This is a genomic window from Pseudomonas sp. 32_A, assembly GCF_017490905.1.
Lineage (GTDB): Bacteria > Pseudomonadota > Gammaproteobacteria > Pseudomonadales > Pseudomonadaceae > Aquipseudomonas > Aquipseudomonas inefficax.
Genome location: NZ_JAFGYI010000002.1, coordinates 163,506 through 180,283 on the forward strand (window position 1 = coordinate 163,506; position 16,778 = coordinate 180,283).

The following is a 16,778-nucleotide window of genomic DNA, read 5'->3' on the forward strand; positions in this document are numbered from 1 at the left end:
GCCCCATGTCTCAACCGCGTGCCCGTATTGCCTCACAGCTCGGTGTCGCCCTTGCCATCGTGCTGGCGCTGGTGATTTCCGGCAGTACCCTGTTTGCCCTGCGTTCGCTGGACGACGCCAACCTCGCCACACGCCAGGCCCACCTGGCCAGCGAAGCGCGCCTGCTGGCCGACCAGCTCGACAGCTTCCACGGTTCGCTCAAGGACAACACCCAGCGCTTGAGCGGCCTGTTCGAGCGGCGCTTCGCCTCGGGCCTGGCGCTGCATGCGGGCGAGACCGTGCAGGTCGCCGGCCAGACAACGCCTGCCCTGTACCAGGGCGACCACCTGCTGAACAACGATTTCCAGCAAGTGGACGAATTCCAGCAGATGACGGCCGGCATCGCCACGCTGTTCGTGCGCAGCGGCGACGACTTCGTGCGCATCAGCACCAACCTGAAGAAGCAGGACGGCAGCCGCGCCATCGGTACCCAGCTCGATCGCCAGCATCCGGCCTACCTGAAACTGCTGGCCGGGCAGATGTACATCGGCCGTGCCGTGCTGTTCGAGCGCAACTACATGACCCGTTATGTGCCGGTGAGCGACAGCGCAGGGCGGGTGATCGCCGTGTTGTTCGTCGGCTTTGACTACACCGAGGCGCAGAACGCCCAGTTCGCCAACCTCAAGCGCTTTCGCATCGGCCAGACCGGTTCGCTGGCGCTGCAGGACGAGAAGGGTCAGTGGCTGGTGCCGCCGGCCAATGCCGAGCAGCAGCTGTACAGTGCCACCGCGCCGTTTGCCGAGGGCCCGTGGACAGTGGTCGCGAGCATGCCGATGGCAGAAATCCGCGAGGTGACCTGGAGCGTCGGCCTGCGCCTGGCGATCGGCAGCCTGCTGGCGATGCTGCTGGCGGTGGCCGCCACGTTGTGGCTGCTGCGCCGCAAGCTGCGCCCGCTGGATGACCTGGTGCGCCAGGCCGAAGCGCTGGGGGCGGGCGACTTGAGCGCCCGGCTGGCGGTGACCAGCCATGATGAAATCGGGCAGCTGGCGCGCAGCTTCAACAAGATGGGCGAGGCGCTGTCGACCATGGTCGAACACATCCGCAGCGCCTCCGAGCAGGTCAGTAACCGTGCCCGCTCGCTGTCCGGGCTATCGGCCGGCGCCTGCGAAGGCATGGACCAGCAATCCGGCGAAATCACCAGCATGGCCGGCGCAGTCGAGGAATTCAGCGCCACCTCGATGAACATCGCCGACAACATGTCCGGTACCGAACGCATGGCCCGCGACAACGCCCAGCAGACGCGCATCGGCCGCAGCGCCATGGACGAGGCTTCGCGCTCGCTGAAACAAATTGCCGAGGCCCTCGGCGGCACGGCCACGGTGATGGATAGCCTGGGCGCACGTTCGCAGGAAATCGGCGGCATCATCAGCGTGATTACCGCGATTGCCGAACAGACCAACCTGCTGGCATTGAACGCCGCCATCGAAGCGGCCCGTGCCGGTGAGCAGGGCCGTGGCTTTGCCGTGGTGGCGGATGAAGTGCGTGGCCTGGCAGCGCGGACGCGCCAGGCCACGGATGAAATCTCCGGCATGATCACCAGCATCCAGCAGCAGACCGGGCATGCCATCTCGACCCTTGAGCAGGGCAACCAACTGATGCAGGAAGGCCTGGAGCGCAACGACAAGGTGGCGCAGGCGCTGGCGCGTATCGACGAGCAGAGCCGCGCCGCCGGCGAACAGTTTGCCGTGATCAGTACCGCGACCCAGGAGCAGAGTAGCACCGCGACGGTACTCAGCCGCAATCTGCAGAGCATCGCCCAGGCCAACGGCGAACAACGCGAGGTGGCCAACGAACTGGCGTTTACCGCGCGGGAGCTGGAAGGGTTGGCGGCGCAGTTGCGCCAGGAAGTGGACCGTTTTCGGGGTGGCCGCTAAGCGCTGACATTGTCGTGCCGGTCAGGGCCTTTTCGCGGGCTTGCCCGCTCCCACAGGATTACACCCAGCCGGAAGGCAGCGGTAGACCTGTGGGAGCGGGCGAGCCCGCGAACAGACCACGAAAGACCAAGTACCGTCCGAGCCTTACAGCGAGCCCAGGTTCAACGCCTGCGCACACGCTTGCAGCGAGCGCTGTTCGCTCTGCGCATACAGCGCCAGTTCGTCTTGCACCTTGAGCCCCAGCGCCGCTTCGAACGCGTCGCGGTTGGCGTTGCTGCCATACTCGGCCTGCGCATCGTCACCCAGGTTGGACTGGAAGATCCCCGCCGCACTGACCGGCAGGAAGTCCTCGTACACCAACGCCTCGAAGTGCACATGACCAGCCTCGATCAACCCTTCCAGTGTGGTCGGGCGGTCGTCCTGGTCGCGCGCGGCCAGGCCTTTTTCGGTGGCGAAGTAGCGGAAGTAGGCCAGCCCCTGTTCACGCATCTGCGCCAGGTCATCCGGGAATTCGGCAAAGGTGTCCTTCAGCAACGCCATGTAGCGTTCGGCATTGGCCTCGGCCGGGGCGCCACCCAGGGCGGCGCGGGTGGCGTCGAGCAGCTTGTCGTACAGCTGGCGGCCTTTCGGCGTCAGCGCCGCGCCGCGTTGCTCGATTTCACCAAACCGCGCGGTATGGCTGCCTTCGCTGCCCTGCTGGTCGCTGAAGGCGACCTTTTCCTGCAGGGCCTTGAAGCTGGTCTGGCGCAGCAGGATCGGGTGGCGGCGGGTGGGCGGGCCTTCGACCACGGCCTTCGGCGGGATGCCCTTGGCCGGCATGCCGAGCTGGATCGCATCGATGTCCAGGGTGCGCGGGGTCAGGTGGTTGATGTGCGGGCCCTTGAAGGCCACCACATCGGCGATCAGGCGGTGCTGGTCGTGCAACTGCTGGTACTGCTCGGCAGTGACGGTGGCGTCATGGTGCCAGCGGAAGGTGTGCAGCGCTTCCTGCACGAACGCCTCGGCATCGGCGGCGTTCAGGCCACCATCGCGCTCGCATTGGTCGATCAGTTCAAGGGCGCGGGCGGTAAAGATCTGGCGCTTGGCCAGGATGCTATCTGCCAGCTCGCGCAGCTTCGGGTTGTCGATCAGTTCCAGGCGCAGCAGCGAGGTGAACACGCGGAACGGGCTGACGTGCAGCGACTGCTCGTGCACCGCGCGGAAGGCGGTGGAATGCACCGGCACGCCGGCGGAACTGAGGTCGTAGTAGCCGACTGGCTGCATGCCCATGACCGCGAACAGCCGGGCGATGGTAGCCAGCTCTGCGGCGGTGCCGACACGGATGGCACCATGGCGCTCCTGGTCCAGGCGCTCGATTTCGCCGGTCCAGCGCAGGGCCTCGGCAACCTCGGGTTGCTGGGCCATGACCTGCTGGTTGATTTCGCTCACCAGCTCCAGCAGCGTGCCGTACAGGGGCACTTCCTGTTTGTACATGAGCGACATGGCGGCAGAGAACTGCGCGCGGATGCTGTCGGGGCTGACGAAATCGTGGGCGGGCATCGCTAGCTTCCTGGTTGGGTTCGGACGCTTACATGAAAGCTGGGAATGCACTTGGCTCACAAGCGAAAAAAAGTGAGAGTGTCATTCCTTTTTTGATCGACCTTCAGGGCCCTTTCGCGGGTACCTCACAGGGTTCAGGCCTTGTGTGATACCTGTGGGAGCGGGTTTACCCGCGAAGAGGCCCTCAGGTCGATAGCTGCTCGCGAATCCATTCCACCAATGCCCTTACCTTGGGCACCTCCGCTGCATGCTCGGCATACGCCAGGTAATGCGCCCCGGCGCTGCGCATCGCATGGTTCCACGGCACCACCAAACTCCCCTCGGCCAACTCCTTCGCCGCCAGGTAGCGCGGCACCAACGCCACCCCGCACCCGGCCTGCGCCGCACTTAGGGCCATGTAGAAGGTATCGAAGCGCGGCCCATGGTAGGCACTGACGCTCTGCAAGCCCAACTCCAGGAACCACTCGTGCCAGGCCTCTGGCCGCGAGGTGCTCTGCAATAGCACCAGATCGGCCAGCTCTGCGGCATTGCTCAGCTCACGGCCAGCCAGCAGCTCCGGCGCGCAAACCGGCACCACCTCCTCACCGAACAGCTCCACGCAGGTGGCCCCCGGCCAAGTGCCCTGGCCATAGAAGAACACCACGTCCGCCGAGCCCTGCAGCAGGGCGAACGGCTCCATCTCGTTGCGGATATCCAGGTGGATGTTGTTGTGGCGCTTGCCAAAGCCCTTCAGGTGCGGGATCAACCAGCGCACGCCAAAACTCGGTTGAGTGGCTACCTTCAATATCTCGGTCTGCTCGCCGTAGGTGAGCACGTAGCGGCTGGACATATCCACCTGGGTGAGGATCTTGTTGACCTCGGCCAGGTACAGGCTGCCCGCCGGTGTCAGCTGCAGGCGGCGGCGGATACGCAGGAACAGGTGATGGCGCAGCATGTCTTCAAGCTGCGCCACCTGCTTGCTGACCGCGCTCTGGGTCAGGTGCAGCTCTTCGGCGGCACGGGTAAAGCTCAAATGGCGGGCTGCAGCTTCGAAGCACTGCAGGGCGGTCATGGAGGGCACCAGGCGTTTGGACATAGCGGTCTCTGCGGCTCAAATCATTACCTGACGGAATGATATGCGGAATAAAGGTCGTTTGTTGCACTGGTGTGATCGGATTAATACTGATCCACATCATTTTTCCACCCCATCACCCGATGTAGGAGATGCACAAATGGTTGCTGGACTGCTCGAGCGCCTTGGCGTTGCTGCCGAGGCTTACACCCAGGGCGACTACCCTGTTCACACGCCGATCGACGGCAGCCAGATCGCCTCGGTGAAACTGCTCGGCAAGGCCGAGACCATCGCCCGCATCGATCAGGCCCAGAGCGCCTTCGAAGCCTGGCGCAGCGTACCGGCCCCGCGCCGTGGCGAGCTGGTGCGCCTGTTCGGCGAAGTGCTGCGTGAGCACAAGGGCGACCTTGGCGAACTGGTTTCGATCGAAGCCGGCAAGATCACCCAGGAAGGCCTGGGCGAAGTGCAGGAAATGATCGACATCTGCGACTTCGCCGTTGGCCTGTCGCGCCAGCTGTACGGCCTGACCATCGCTTCCGAGCGCCCTGGCCACCACATGCGTGAAACCTGGCACCCGCTGGGCGTGGTCGGCGTGATCAGCGCCTTCAACTTCCCGGTCGCAGTCTGGGCCTGGAACACCGCCCTGGCCCTGGTCGCCGGTAACTCGGTGGTATGGAAACCGTCCGAGAAGACCCCGTTGACCGCGCTGGCCTGCCAGGCGCTGTTCGACAAAGCCCTGAAAGCCTTCGGTGATGCCCCGGCTGGCTTGGCACAACTGGTGATCGGCGGCCGTGAAGCCGGCGAAGCCATGGTCGACGACCCGCGCGTACCGCTGGTCAGCGCCACCGGCAGCACCCGCATGGGGCGCGAAGTGGGCCCACGTGTGGCTGCCCGCTTCGGCCGCAGCATCCTCGAACTGGGTGGCAACAACGCCATGATCCTGGCCCCCAGCGCCGACCTCGACCTGGCCGTGCGTGGCATCCTGTTCTCCGCAGTCGGCACCGCCGGCCAGCGTTGCACCACCCTGCGCCGCCTGATCGTGCACCGTTCGATCAAGGACGAAGTGGTGGCCCGCGTCAAAGCCGCCTACGGCAAGGTGCGTATCGGTGACCCACGCAAGGACAACCTGGTGGGCCCGCTGATCGACAAGCAGTCGTTCGACGCCATGCAGGGCGCGCTGGCCAAGGCCCGTGACGAAGGTGGCCAGGTATTTGGTGGCGAGCGTCAGCTGGCCGACCAGTACCCCAACGCCTACTACGTATCGCCTGCAATCGCTGAAATGCCGGCGCAAAGCGACGTGGTACGCCACGAAACCTTCGCCCCGATCCTGTACGTGCTGGCCTACGACGACTTCGAAGAGGCCCTGCGCCTGAACAACGAAGTGCCACAAGGCCTGTCGTCTTGCATCTTCACCACCGACATCCGTGAAGCCGAACGCTTCCAGAGCGCCTCGGGCAGCGACTGCGGCATCGCCAACGTCAACATCGGCACCAGCGGCGCCGAGATCGGCGGTGCGTTCGGTGGCGAGAAGGAGACTGGCGGTGGCCGTGAGTCCGGTTCGGATGCCTGGAAAGGTTACATGCGTCGCCAGACCAATACCGTGAACTACTCGCGCGAGCTGCCGCTGGCGCAGGGTATCGTGTTCGACTGATAGCCGCAGGCGGGGGCTTCGCCCCCGTTTCGCCGGCAAGCCAGCTCCCACAGGGATCGCACAAGCTTGGAGTCTGTGCGATCCCCGTGGGAGCTGGCTTGCCGGCGATGGGCTGCAAAGCAGCCCCAACAAGAACAAAATTGCTGGAGCCGGGCCATGTCCGAACTGCGTCAAGAATGCTTGTGGGAATTCGTCAGCAAACCGACCGTCGCCGCCCAGGCCCTGGCCGGTGAGCACAAGGCCGATGTCTGCGTGATCGGTGGCGGCATTACCGGCCTGTCGGCGGCCATCCACCTGCTCGAACAGGGCAAGTCGGTGATCCTGCTGGAGGCCTGGAAGATCGGTCACGGTGGCTCCGGGCGCAACGTCGGCCTGGTCAACGCCGGCACCTGGATCCGCCCCGACGATGTCGAGGCCACCCTCGGCCTGCAGCAGGGCAGCCGCCTGAACAAGGTGCTCGGCGAAGCCCCGGCCGAAGTGTTCGCCATGATCGAACGCCTTGGCATCGACTGCCAGGCCCAGCACAAAGGCACGCTGCACATGGCGCACAACGCCACCGGTATCGCCGACCTCGAGGCCCGCCACGAACAATGGCGCCGCCGTGGTGCCGATGTGGAGCTGCTGACCGGCGCCCAGTGCCAGGAATACTGCGGCACCGACAAGATTTCCGCCGCGCTGCTCGACCGCCGCGCCGGCACCATCAACCCCATGGGCTACACCCAGGGCCTGGCCGCAGCGGTGGCACGCCTGGGTGGCAAGCTGTTCCAGCAGTCTTCGGTCGAAGGCCTGGAGCGTGACGGCGATGCCTGGCGAGTGAAGACTGCGCGTGGTTCGGTGCGTGCCGACAAGGTGGTGATTTCCACCGGCGCCTACACCGAAGGCGACTGGAGCAACCTGCAGAAGCAGTTCTTCCGTGGCTATTACTACCAGGTGGCGTCCAAGCCGTTGCAGGGGGCTGCAGCCGACAAGGTGCTGCCACATGGCCAAGGCTCCTGGGACACCCGCACCGTGCTCAGCAGCATCCGTCGCGACGACCAGGGCCGCCTGCTGCTAGGCAGCCTGGGCCGGGTCGACAACAAGCCGGCGTGGTTCGTGCGCAGCTGGGCCGACCGCATCCAGAGCCACTATTACCCGGAGCTGGGCAAGGTCGAGTGGGAAATGCACTGGACCGGCTGCATCGATTTCACCCCCGATCACCTGATGCGCCTGTTCGAACCGGCGCCAGGGCTGGTGGCGGTGACCGGGTACAACGGGCGGGGCAATACCACCGGCACCGTGATTGGCCGGGCGTTCGCCGAGTTCTTGCTGAAGGGGGAGGAGGGCAGCCTGCCGATTCCGTTCTCGCCGATGAAGGGGGTGAGTGCACCCTCGCTGCGGACTGCGTTCTACGAGTCCGGGTTCTCGCTGTACCACGCGGGGCAATGCCTGAGAGTTGTGTTGTAAGCACTGGCCCCTTCGCGGGTAAACCCGCTCCCACAGGATCTCCACAGTCCTTGAGACCTGTGTGGTCCCTGTGGGAGCGGGTTTACCCGCGAAGGGGCCGGGCCAGGCTTACTTGTGCAGCCAGCTGAGAAAGCCGCCCTTCTTGATCGAAACCGGCTTCTGCATCAACAACGACTCGCGGCTCTGCCGCCGAAACCGCTGCAACTTGCTCAACGCCGTCTGCACATCACCGCGTTGCACCAGGCAGCTCTTCACCTGTTCCTTGTCGATCCGATACAGCACGCAACCGGTCAACGTGCGGAACTCGGCCAGCGATTCCTCTTCGTCGATGATCCCCTCGATACCCAGCACCTCTCCCGGCCCCATGCGCCCGGCCTCGACCAGTCTGTCGCCATCGCGAATCGACGCCGAAACCACCCCGCTGCCAATCACCAGCAAATGATCGGAATGCTCGCCCACGCCCAGGATTACCTGATCCGCCAGGTATTCCACCGCTGTCATGCGCTGGCTCAGCGCATCGCGCTCTTCAGCGCTCAGCGAGCGGAACACCCGCACCTCGTCCAGCACCTCGCGCTGGCGGCTGCGTGGCGGCATGGCCAGGTCGGCGTTCCACATTACCCCGCTGGCCTCCAGGTGCCGGTGGGCCAGGTCGAACAGCTGGTTGCGCGCGTCGCCCTTCGCGCCCGCGTCGGCCACGAAGCCACTGGCTTCGTACTCCACTGATTCCAGCGTCGAGGCTTTCACCGTCACCTTTGGTTTTGGGGTCGCAAGAATGGCACTGACCCCTTGCAAGGCCTTTTCCAGCGCATCGAACACCCGCTTGGGCCGCACCTTGGCCGGCACCACCACGCTGATCGACACCCCGTGCACATCGGCCGGGCGGCTGTGGTTGAGCAGCCGGGCCTTGGCCGCCACCGAGTTGGGGATTACCGCCAGGCTGCCGGTGCTGGTGAGCAGGCGGGTGGCACGCCAGTCGATTTCCAATACCTTGCCTTCGGTGTTGTCGATGGAGATCGAGTCGCCAATCTGATACGGCCGCGTGGTGTTCAGGATGATGCCACTGAACACGTCGGCCAGTGTGCTCTGCAGCGCCAGGCCGATAACGATGGCCATGACCCCCGATGTGGCCAGCAGGCCTTTTACCGGCAACTGCAACACATAGCCCGCGGCAGCGACCACGGCCGCCAGGAAGATAAGCGCTCCCAGCACATCCTGCAGCAAACGCCCGCCATGGCTGCCGCGGGCAACCAGCAACAGACCGAACACCACCGTCACCGTACGTGCGCCAAACAGCCACCAGCCGATCGCCAGTACCGTGGCGATCAGGTTGCGCGAGACATCATCGGGCCAGGGTGGCGGTTGCAGCGGGCTCATGCCGGCAGCTACCAGCACCGAGCTGAACAGCAGGAACAGCACCAGCCGCGCGCCGATGCGCCAGGCCCTTTGCTGGAGAGGAATCAGTTGCCAGAGCACGAGGTCGAGCAGGATCAGGGCGGTGCCGAGCAACAGCGGGTATGACTGGATGAACGCCAGCATGGTGGTCTCGGGTGAGGGGAGGGCTGTGGGTAGTAATAGAGCAGGTTGGCCGGGCAGGCAATGGGGCCTGTGCCGGCCTCTTCGCGGCTAAAGCCGCTCCCACAGGTACTGCGCACGATTCAAATCCAGCGCAATCCCTGTGGGAGCGGCTTTAGCCGCGAAAGGGCCGGTACGGCCCACACAAAACCATCGTTCACAAAACAGAACGCTAGAGCCAAAAACTGCTATCTACCGCCTGAAAGGTCATGGTTTTAATCTTCTCCCATCAACGCGAAACACCCAACTTACTGAAAAGATCAAAACCCTTAGGAGCAACGACCATGACCAACTTCAAATACAACCGCCTGAACAAAGACGACGCCGCTGTCCTGCTGGTCGACCACCAGGCTGGCCTGCTGTCCCTGGTCCGCGATATCGAGCCGGACGCGTTCAAGAACAACGTATTGGCCCTGGCCGACCTGGCCAAGTTCTTCAACCTGCCGACCATTCTCACCACCAGCTTCGAACAAGGCCCGAACGGCCCGCTGGTACCGGAACTGAAAGCCTTGTTCCCGGACGCCCCGTACATCGCCCGCCCAGGCCAGATCAACGCCTGGGACAACGAAGATTTCGTCAAGGCAGTGAAGGCCACCGGCAAGAAACAGCTGATCATCGCCGGCGTGGTGACCGAAGTGTGCGTAGCCTTCCCGGCACTGTCGGCCCTGGAAGAAGAGTTCGAAGTGTTCGTGGTGACCGATGCCTCCGGCACCTTCAACGCCATGACCCGCGACGCCGCCCACGACCGCATGAGCCAGGCCGGCGCACAACTGATGACCTGGTTCGGCGTGGCCTGTGAGCTGCACCGCGACTGGCGCAACGACATCGAAGGCCTGGCTGCGCTGTGCTCCAACCACATCCCGGATTACCGCAACCTGATCACCAGCTACAACGCCTTCAACGCCAGCAAGTAAACCGATCGCCCCGGGCACCGCCAGTCGGTGCCCGGCAAGGCAGCACACCTGTCCAATCCAGCGCCCGTCCGCCGTTGCACAGTGGATGCGGGCAAGCTCATCCCAAGGAACGCTGATGAACACCGCACTCCAAGACAACCGCGAAGTGGTAACCGTATGCCTGCAACACCAGGTTCTTGATAGCACCCCGGGCACCACGGCAGCGCAACCGCCGCGCTGGAAGCAGGCGCTGCTGACCTACCTGGTGATCTGCCCGATGACCATGGTCATTCCGCAACTGCTGGCGCCGCTGTTCGCACGCTTCCCGCAGCTGGGCGGTGTGATTGCCGGCAACCTGATCGTCAATGTGTTCGTCATCCTGCCCGTGGTGTTCTACATCATGCCTTGGGTAACCCGCCGCTGCGCCAACTGGCTGCGTGGCTGAGCCAGGCCTTTACCTCGACATTTTCAAGGAGATACCGACATGAGCACCTTCGTTACCCGCGATGGCACTTCGATCTACTTCAAGGACTGGGGCAGCGGCAAGCCGGTGCTGTTCAGCCACGGCTGGCCACTGGATGCCGACATGTGGGATTCGCAGATGGAATTCCTGGCCAGCCGCGGCTACCGCGCCATCGCCTTCGACCGCCGTGGTTTCGGCCGTTCGAGCCAGCCGTGGAGCGGTTACGACTACGATACCTTCGCCGATGACATCGCCCAGCTGATCGAGCACCTCGACCTGCGCGATGTGACCTTGGTGGGCTTCTCGATGGGTGGCGGTGACGTCAGCCGCTACATCGCCCGCCATGGCAGCGAGCGGGTGGCCGGGCTGGTGCTGCTGGGCGCGGTGACGCCAGTGTTCGGCAAGCGTGACGACAACCCTGAAGGGGTCGACCTGTCGGTATTCGAGGGTATCCGCGCTGGCTTGCGTGCCGACCGGGCGCAATTCATCGCCGATTTCGCCACGCCGTTCTATGGCATCAACCATGGGCAGCAGGTGTCCCAGGGCGTGCAGACCCAGACCTTGAACATTGCGCTGATGGCATCGATCAAGGGCACCCTGGATTGCGTGACCGCATTCTCCGAAACCGACTTCCGTCCGGATATGGCCAAGGTCGATGTGCCGACCCTGGTGATCCACGGCGACGATGACCAGATCGTGCCGTTCGAGACCACCGGCAAGCAGGCGGCGGAACTGATTCGCGGGGCTGAGCTGAAGGTGTATGCAGGGGCGCCGCACGGGTTTGCGGTGACTCATGCACAGCAGCTGAACGAAGACTTGCTGGCGTTCCTTCAGAAGTAACTGTGCTGGGGCATTCGCGGGTAAACCCGCTCCCACAGGGGATACCACAGTTTTCAAGGCCGGTGGTGTCCCTGTGGGAGCGGGCGTGCCCGCGAAGAGGCCAGCCCAGGCAGCACAAATACTGAACCGGGCTAACCTTCAACAACCCACCGCACATCCATCCAAGCCTTGCCCCTACAGCAAACGGCATGCTCCGCAGTTGCGCCTGCCGCTACCGCACCCAGACGGAGAAGACCATGTCCCAGGACCGCAACGACAAGACCCGTCGCCAGTTCCTCGCCACCAGTACCGTGCTCGGTGCCGCCGGCGCGCTCTGGTCCGCATTGCCCTTTACCGGTTCCGCCGGTTCCGCTCACGCATCCACCCAAGGAGGTTCCATGACCGCCGATCTCATTCTGTTCAACGGCAAATTGCACACCGTTGATCGTGAAAAGCCCACCGCGACCGCCGTCGCCATCAAGGACGGCCGTTTCATCGCGGTAGGCAATGACGCCGAAGCCATGGCCCACAAGGGCGCCACCACGCAGATCATCGACCTCAAGCAGCGCACGGTAATCCCCGGCCTGAACGACTCGCACCTGCACCTGATCCGTGGTGGCCTGAACTACAACCTGGAATTGCGCTGGGAAGGCGTGCCGTCGGTGGCCGATGCCCTGCGTATGCTCAAGGACCAGGCTGCGCGTACGCCCACCCCGCAGTGGGTGCGCGTGGTCGGCGGCTGGAACGAATTCCAGTTCGCCGAAAAACGCATGCCCACCCTGGAAGAAATCAACCAGGCCGCACCGGACACCCCGGTATTTCTGCTGCACCTGTATGACCGGGCGCTGCTCAACCGCGCCGCGCTCAAGGCCGTCGGTTACACCAAGGACACCCCCAACCCGCCGGGTGGCGAGATCCAGCGCGACAAGTTCGGCAACCCGACCGGCATGCTCATCGCCCGCCCCAACGCGATGATCCTCTACGCCACCTTGGCCAAGGGGCCGAAGCTGCCGCTGGAATACCAGGTCAACTCCACCCGCCAGTTCATGCGCGAGCTCAACCGCCTGGGCCTGACCAGCGCGATCGATGCCGGCGGCGGCTACCAGAACTTCCCGGACGACTATCAGGTGATCCAGGAGCTGGCCGACAACAACCAGCTGACCGTGCGCATTGCCTACAACCTGTTCACCCAGAAACCCAAGGAAGAGCTGGACGACTTCCGCAAGTGGACCTCCAGCGTGAAGCTGCACAGTGGCACCGACTTCCTGCGCCACAATGGCGCCGGCGAAATGCTGGTGTTCTCCGCCGCCGACTTCGAGGACTTCCTCGAGCCGCGCCCGGACCTGCCGCAAACCATGGAACAAGAGCTGGAACCGGTGGTGCGCCACCTGGTCGAGCAGCGCTGGCCGTTCCGCCTGCATGCCACCTACAACGAATCGATCACGCGCATGCTCGACGTGTTCGAGAAGGTCAACCGGGACATCCCGTTCAATGGCCTGCCGTGGTTCTTCGACCACGCCGAAACCATCACCCCGCAGAACATCGAGCGAGTGCGTGCGCTGGGCGGCGGTATCGCCATCCAGGACCGCATGGCCTTCCAGGGTGAGTATTTTGTCGACCGCTATGGTGCCAAGGCCGCCGAGCAGACCCCGCCGATCAAGCGCATGCTCGACATGGGCGTGCCGGTGGGCGCCGGTACCGACGCTACCCGCGTGTCCAGCTACAACCCGTGGACCTCGCTGTACTGGCTGGTCAGCGGCAAGACCGTCGGTGGCATGGAGCTGTATCCGGAAGGCCTCAGTCGAGACACTGCGCTGCAGCTGTTCACTCAGGGCAGCGCCTGGTTCTCCAGCGAACAGGGCAAGAAAGGCCAGATCAAGGTGGGCCAACTGGCCGACCTGGCGGCACTGTCGCTGGACTTCTTCAGTGTCGATGAAGAGGCGATCAAGGGCATCGAGTCGGTGCTGACCGTGGTCGATGGCAAGGTGGTGTATGGTGCGGCGGAATTCGACAAGCTCGGCCCGCCCCAGGTGCCAGTGCTGCCGGAATGGTCGCCGGTGACCAAGGTGCCGGGCCACTGGCGCGTGGGCACGCCGTCGCTGGCAGCGGTGGCGCACCAGTGTGTGGGGCCTTGCGGGGTGCATGCGCACAGCCATGAGAAGGCACGGCATTCGAATGTGCCGGTGAATGACTTCCAGGGCTTCTGGGGGGCGTTGGGTTGTTCGTGCTTTGCTTTCTAAGCTGAGCTGATGTGAAGGAGGGGTCAGTATCTGGCCCCTTTTTTTGTTCCTTCAGTGCCGGCCCCTTCGCGGGTAAACCCGCTCCCACAGAGATAACACAAACCTCAAGGTTGTCGTTGTACCTGTGGGAGCGGGTTCACCCGCGAAAGGGCCGGGAAAGCCAGCATCAATGGTGAGCCTTGTGCTCCCCACCCGCCAACAGATGCCGAATCTTCACTTCCACCCCCTCGGTCTGCAACATGCGCACCCGGGCCTCGATCTTCAGCTCACCCCGGGTTACCCGGTGGTGATGCCTCAAATGCTCCAGCCACGATTCCTCGAAGAAGAATTCCAGCCACAACGCCGGGTCCGCACTGTCGCGCATCAACCCCCACGACAACGCGCCATTGCGCTTGCGCATTGCCTCCAGCTCCCGCGCGGCCTGCTGGAACGCCTCCGCCTTGGCCGGCTCGATGTGGTATTCCACGGTGACCATCACCGGCCCGCTTTCCTTGTCCATGTCGTCGCTCAGCAGCGGCACTGGCCAATGCAGTGACGGCGTCAGCTCCTCGGCTGCGGTTTCCGGCAGCGTCACCTTGCAGGTCAGCAGCGTGCCCAGCGCCAGGCCACCTGCGGCCAGCAGCAGGCTCAAGGTGATCGTCGCATGGCTGGCCAGCGTGCCCCACAGCAACCCGCCACTGGCCATGGCACCAAAGAAGATCAGGATGTACACCGACAACGCCCGCGCCCGTACCCAGGCCGGCACCGAGGTCTGCGCCGCCACCTGCAGGTTGGACAACACAGCTATCCACGCCGCGCCGCTGAGCAGCATCGCCGGCAGCAGCACATAGAAGTTGCGCACCAGCGCCAGGGCCAGCAGGAACAGGGCATACAGCAGGCTGGCGAGCAGCACCAGGCGGTCGCGGCTGATGCGTTCGCGCAGGCGTGGCAACAAGGTGGCGCCGGCCACCGCGCCGATGCCGATGGCCGCCAGCAGCAGGCCGAAATCGGCGGCGGTGCCATGCATCTCGCCACGCACGATCAATGGCAGCAGCGAGGTGCCGGCGCTGGCGCAGAAAAAGAACGCCAAGGCGCGCAATATCACGGCTTGCAAGGGCTTGGCGCTGCGTGCGAAACGCAGCCCGGTGCGCATGGCGCCGACGAAGCGCTCGGCCGGCAGCAGCGGCTCCTTCACCTCGCGCTTCCACAGGAACAGCACCAGGATCACCCCGGCGAACGAGATGGCATTCAGGGCGAAGGTCAGCCACGGGCCGACCATGCTCACCACCACGCCCGCCAAAGCCGGGCCGATGGCGCGTGACACGTTGATACCAACACTGGATAGCGCCACCGCGTTGGCCAGGTCGTCCTTGCCCACCAGCTCCGGTGTCAGCGCACTCCAGGCCGGCATCATCAGTGCCGTGCCGATGCCCAGCGCCAGGGTCAGCACCAGCAGCAGGGTGACATTCATCAGCCCGAGCAGGGTCAGGGCCGCCAGCACCACGGCCACCGACGACATCCACAACTGCACCAGCAACAGATATCGGCGCTTGTCGACGATATCCGCCGCCGCGCCGGCCGGCAGGGCGAGGAAGAACATCGGTAGCGAGCCGGCTACCTGGATCAGAGCCACATGCAACGGGCTGGCCGACAGCGTGGTCATCAGCCAGCCGGCGCCCACTTCGTGCATCCAGGTGCCGATGTTGGAAGCGATGGTGGCGATCCACAGCATGCGGAAGGTGGCGTTGCGCAATGGGCTCCAGGCGCCTGAAGGGGACGTGCTCATGTCAGAAGCTGCCTTTGAGTGGGTATTCGATGATCAGGTAGATCCGGTCGATGTCATCGCCGGCCTGGGCCTGGTTGGCGCGGTGGCTGACGTGGGAAAACGACAGGCTCAGGTCCTTGGCGGCGCCGGCCTGCACCACGTATTTCAGGTCGATGTCGCGCTCCCAGTGCTTGCCGCCGTCGCCGTACTGGTCCACATAGGCGCCGCCTGCCGGGGCATGACTGCCGTCGATGCCACGGCCGCTGACGTAGCGGCCCATCAGGCTCAGGCCGGGTGCGCCGAGGGTGGCGAAGTCGAGGTCGTAGCGCAGTTGCCACGAGCGCTCGCCGGGGCCGTTGAAGTCGGCGTACTTGATTGAGTTGGCCAGGTAGATGGAGTCGCCGCCGACGAAGTCGAACGGGGTGTCGCCCTCGACCTTTTGATAGGCCAGGCTCAGCGCCTGGGCGCCGAAGCTGTACCTGGCCAGCAGGCTGTAGGCGAGGGTGTCGATTGCCCCGGCACTGGCATTGCCGGTGTCGCGGGTCTTGTACAGGTTGCCGTCCAGGCGCCAGTTGCCTTCGGCCAGGTTCAGGTTGAGGTAGGCCTGGCGCCAGGTATCTTCCAACTGGCCAGCGTACAGCGCGCCGCCGAATGGGCCGTCGGGAGCAAACGTGGCACCGGCCAGGCTGATGGCGCGGTTGTCGGTGGTAGCGCCGTAGCCGCTGAAGTCATCATGGCTGGAGCTGTTGTCCTGGTTGTTGAAGGCGGTGAAGCGCCCGGCCTGCAGGCGCCAGTCTGGCAGGTCGGTGTTGTCCAGGAACCAGCCGGTGGCGTATTCCGGATGCAGGCGTTTGTCGCTGGTGTCGAACACCGGGGTTTCCACGGTCATTTCGCCATAGCGCAGCTGGGTGTTGCCCAGGCGCAGCTTGAGTGCGGCGCCGGCGCTGGAGTAGTCGGACTCGGCACGGCCATCGCTGTCGCGCGGCAGCAGGCCGGTGCCGGCATGGCCGCGGCCGCCGTCGAGCTTGAGGCCGAGAAAACCATGGGCATCGATGCCGACGCCGAGCGTGCCCTCGGTGAAGCCGGAGCGGATTTCGCCAATGAAGCCCTGGGCCCATTCCTGGCGGTAGTTCTGGCCGCTGCCGGAGGGCGAGCGGAAGTCGCTGTGCAGGAAGTAGTTGCGGCTGAGCAGCGACCAGCCGGGCTCTTCGGCCTGGCTGAGCGCCGGGCACAGGGCGAGGGTGGCGAGCAGGGCGCGGCCTGGTCCGTGAGTGGCGCGGATCATGGGAGCTCCGGGAAGGATGATCCGGGAATGTGGATGAAGGATAGGCCAGGGGTCTTGTATGTGTGTGCTCTGGCTGGTTTTGCCTGTGCCGGCCTCTTCGCGGGTAAACCCGCTCCCACAGGTACTGCACAAACCTTGGAGCTAGTGATGACCCTGTGGGAGCGG

Annotated in this window: 12 protein-coding genes; 7 read left to right on the forward strand and 5 right to left on the reverse strand. The window is 64.5% G+C overall.

The genetic code is table 11. The features are described from left to right. Positions 1-5 precede the first annotated feature (5 nt). Positions 6-1,913: a methyl-accepting chemotaxis protein gene (locus J5M58_RS02080; protein WP_112249910.1), complete on the forward strand. Its 1,908-nt coding sequence runs from the start codon at positions 6-8 to the stop codon at positions 1,911-1,913. Positions 1,914-2,057: 144 nt separating this feature from the next. On the opposite strand, the gene J5M58_RS02085 is transcribed toward J5M58_RS02080, so the two are convergent. Both J5M58_RS02085 and J5M58_RS02090 read right to left on the reverse strand, forming a co-directional pair. After that, positions 2,058-3,452, reverse strand: a complete 1,395-nt coding sequence (locus J5M58_RS02085) for a VOC family protein (RefSeq protein WP_207877032.1) — start codon at positions 3,450-3,452, stop codon at positions 2,058-2,060. A gap of 184 nt (positions 3,453-3,636) precedes the next feature. Then, the gene (locus J5M58_RS02090) at positions 3,637-4,527 is read right to left on the reverse strand and encodes a LysR family transcriptional regulator (RefSeq protein WP_112249906.1); all 891 of its coding nucleotides are present in this window, start codon (positions 4,525-4,527) and stop codon (positions 3,637-3,639) included. Positions 4,528-4,663: 136 nt separating this feature from the next. On the opposite strand from J5M58_RS02090, the gene J5M58_RS02095 reads away from it, so the two are divergent. Together J5M58_RS02095 and J5M58_RS02100 are read left to right on the forward strand one after the other, a co-directional pair. Continuing rightward, entirely contained in the window at positions 4,664-6,154 is a 1,491-nt protein-coding gene (locus J5M58_RS02095) for an aldehyde dehydrogenase family protein (RefSeq protein WP_112249904.1), read from the forward strand. 156 nt (positions 6,155-6,310) lie between these two features. After that, positions 6,311-7,597 carry an FAD-binding oxidoreductase gene (locus J5M58_RS02100; RefSeq protein WP_112249902.1) on the forward strand — a complete coding sequence of 429 codons (1,287 nt, stop codon included), beginning with the start codon at positions 6,311-6,313 and terminating at the stop codon, positions 7,595-7,597. Between the two features lie 108 nt (positions 7,598-7,705). Here the strand turns inward: J5M58_RS02100 and J5M58_RS02105 are convergent, their stop codons facing one another. Continuing rightward, complete coding sequence (locus J5M58_RS02105; protein ID WP_112249901.1) at positions 7,706-9,133, reverse strand: mechanosensitive ion channel family protein; 1,428 nt, start codon at positions 9,131-9,133, stop codon at positions 7,706-7,708. A 320-nt stretch (positions 9,134-9,453) separates the two neighbouring features. Between J5M58_RS02105 and ycaC the strand changes: the two genes are divergently transcribed. The 4 genes from ycaC (at position 9,454) to J5M58_RS02125 (ending at position 13,584) form a co-directional block, all read left to right on the forward strand. Beyond that, a complete protein-coding gene (gene ycaC / locus J5M58_RS02110) occupies positions 9,454-10,083 on the forward strand; it encodes an isochorismate family cysteine hydrolase YcaC (protein WP_015272313.1) in 630 nt (209 codons plus the stop codon). 115 nt (positions 10,084-10,198) lie between these two features. Next, entirely contained in the window at positions 10,199-10,507 is a 309-nt protein-coding gene (locus tag J5M58_RS02115) for a hypothetical protein (RefSeq protein ID WP_085621544.1), read from the forward strand. A gap of 39 nt (positions 10,508-10,546) precedes the next feature. Next, positions 10,547-11,365 (forward strand): alpha/beta fold hydrolase, encoded by an 819-nt coding sequence (locus J5M58_RS02120; RefSeq protein ID WP_112249900.1) that lies wholly within the window; start codon positions 10,547-10,549, stop codon positions 11,363-11,365. 377 nt (positions 11,366-11,742) lie between these two features. After that, positions 11,743-13,584, forward strand: a complete 1,842-nt coding sequence (locus J5M58_RS02125; RefSeq protein ID WP_181457299.1) for an amidohydrolase — start codon at positions 11,743-11,745, stop codon at positions 13,582-13,584. Between the two features lie 166 nt (positions 13,585-13,750). Here J5M58_RS02125 and J5M58_RS02130 read toward each other — a convergent pair whose 3' ends face one another. Both J5M58_RS02130 and J5M58_RS02135 read right to left on the reverse strand, forming a co-directional pair. Beyond that, positions 13,751-15,349, reverse strand: a complete 1,599-nt coding sequence (locus J5M58_RS02130; RefSeq protein WP_207877033.1) for an MFS transporter — start codon at positions 15,347-15,349, stop codon at positions 13,751-13,753. Between the two features lies 1 nt (position 15,350). Further along, positions 15,351-16,613: an OprD family porin gene (locus J5M58_RS02135; protein ID WP_207877035.1), complete on the reverse strand. Its 1,263-nt coding sequence runs from the start codon at positions 16,611-16,613 to the stop codon at positions 15,351-15,353. Positions 16,614-16,778: the final 165 nt, after the last annotated feature.

What these genes read in the sequence shown, in the direction of transcription:
- J5M58_RS02120 (WP_112249900.1), top strand. Translation starts at nt 10,547, where the DNA reads ATGAGCACCTTCGTTACCCGCGATGGCACTTCGATCTACTTCAAGGAC.
- J5M58_RS02130 (WP_207877033.1), bottom strand. Translation starts at nt 15,349, where the DNA reads ATGAGCACGTCCCCTTCAGGCGCCTGGAGCCCATTGCGCAACGCCACC.
- J5M58_RS02095 (WP_112249904.1), top strand. Translation starts at nt 4,664, where the DNA reads ATGGTTGCTGGACTGCTCGAGCGCCTTGGCGTTGCTGCCGAGGCTTAC.
- J5M58_RS02125 (WP_181457299.1), top strand. Translation starts at nt 11,743, where the DNA reads ATGACCGCCGATCTCATTCTGTTCAACGGCAAATTGCACACCGTTGAT.
- J5M58_RS02090 (WP_112249906.1), bottom strand. Translation starts at nt 4,527, where the DNA reads ATGTCCAAACGCCTGGTGCCCTCCATGACCGCCCTGCAGTGCTTCGAA.
- ycaC (WP_015272313.1), top strand. Translation starts at nt 9,454, where the DNA reads ATGACCAACTTCAAATACAACCGCCTGAACAAAGACGACGCCGCTGTC.
- J5M58_RS02085 (WP_207877032.1), bottom strand. Translation starts at nt 3,452, where the DNA reads ATGCCCGCCCACGATTTCGTCAGCCCCGACAGCATCCGCGCGCAGTTC.
- J5M58_RS02135 (WP_207877035.1), bottom strand. Translation starts at nt 16,613, where the DNA reads ATGATCCGCGCCACTCACGGACCAGGCCGCGCCCTGCTCGCCACCCTC.
- J5M58_RS02080 (WP_112249910.1), top strand. Translation starts at nt 6, where the DNA reads ATGTCTCAACCGCGTGCCCGTATTGCCTCACAGCTCGGTGTCGCCCTT.
- J5M58_RS02100 (WP_112249902.1), top strand. Translation starts at nt 6,311, where the DNA reads ATGTCCGAACTGCGTCAAGAATGCTTGTGGGAATTCGTCAGCAAACCG.
- J5M58_RS02105 (WP_112249901.1), bottom strand. Translation starts at nt 9,133, where the DNA reads ATGCTGGCGTTCATCCAGTCATACCCGCTGTTGCTCGGCACCGCCCTG.
- J5M58_RS02115 (WP_085621544.1), top strand. Translation starts at nt 10,199, where the DNA reads ATGAACACCGCACTCCAAGACAACCGCGAAGTGGTAACCGTATGCCTG.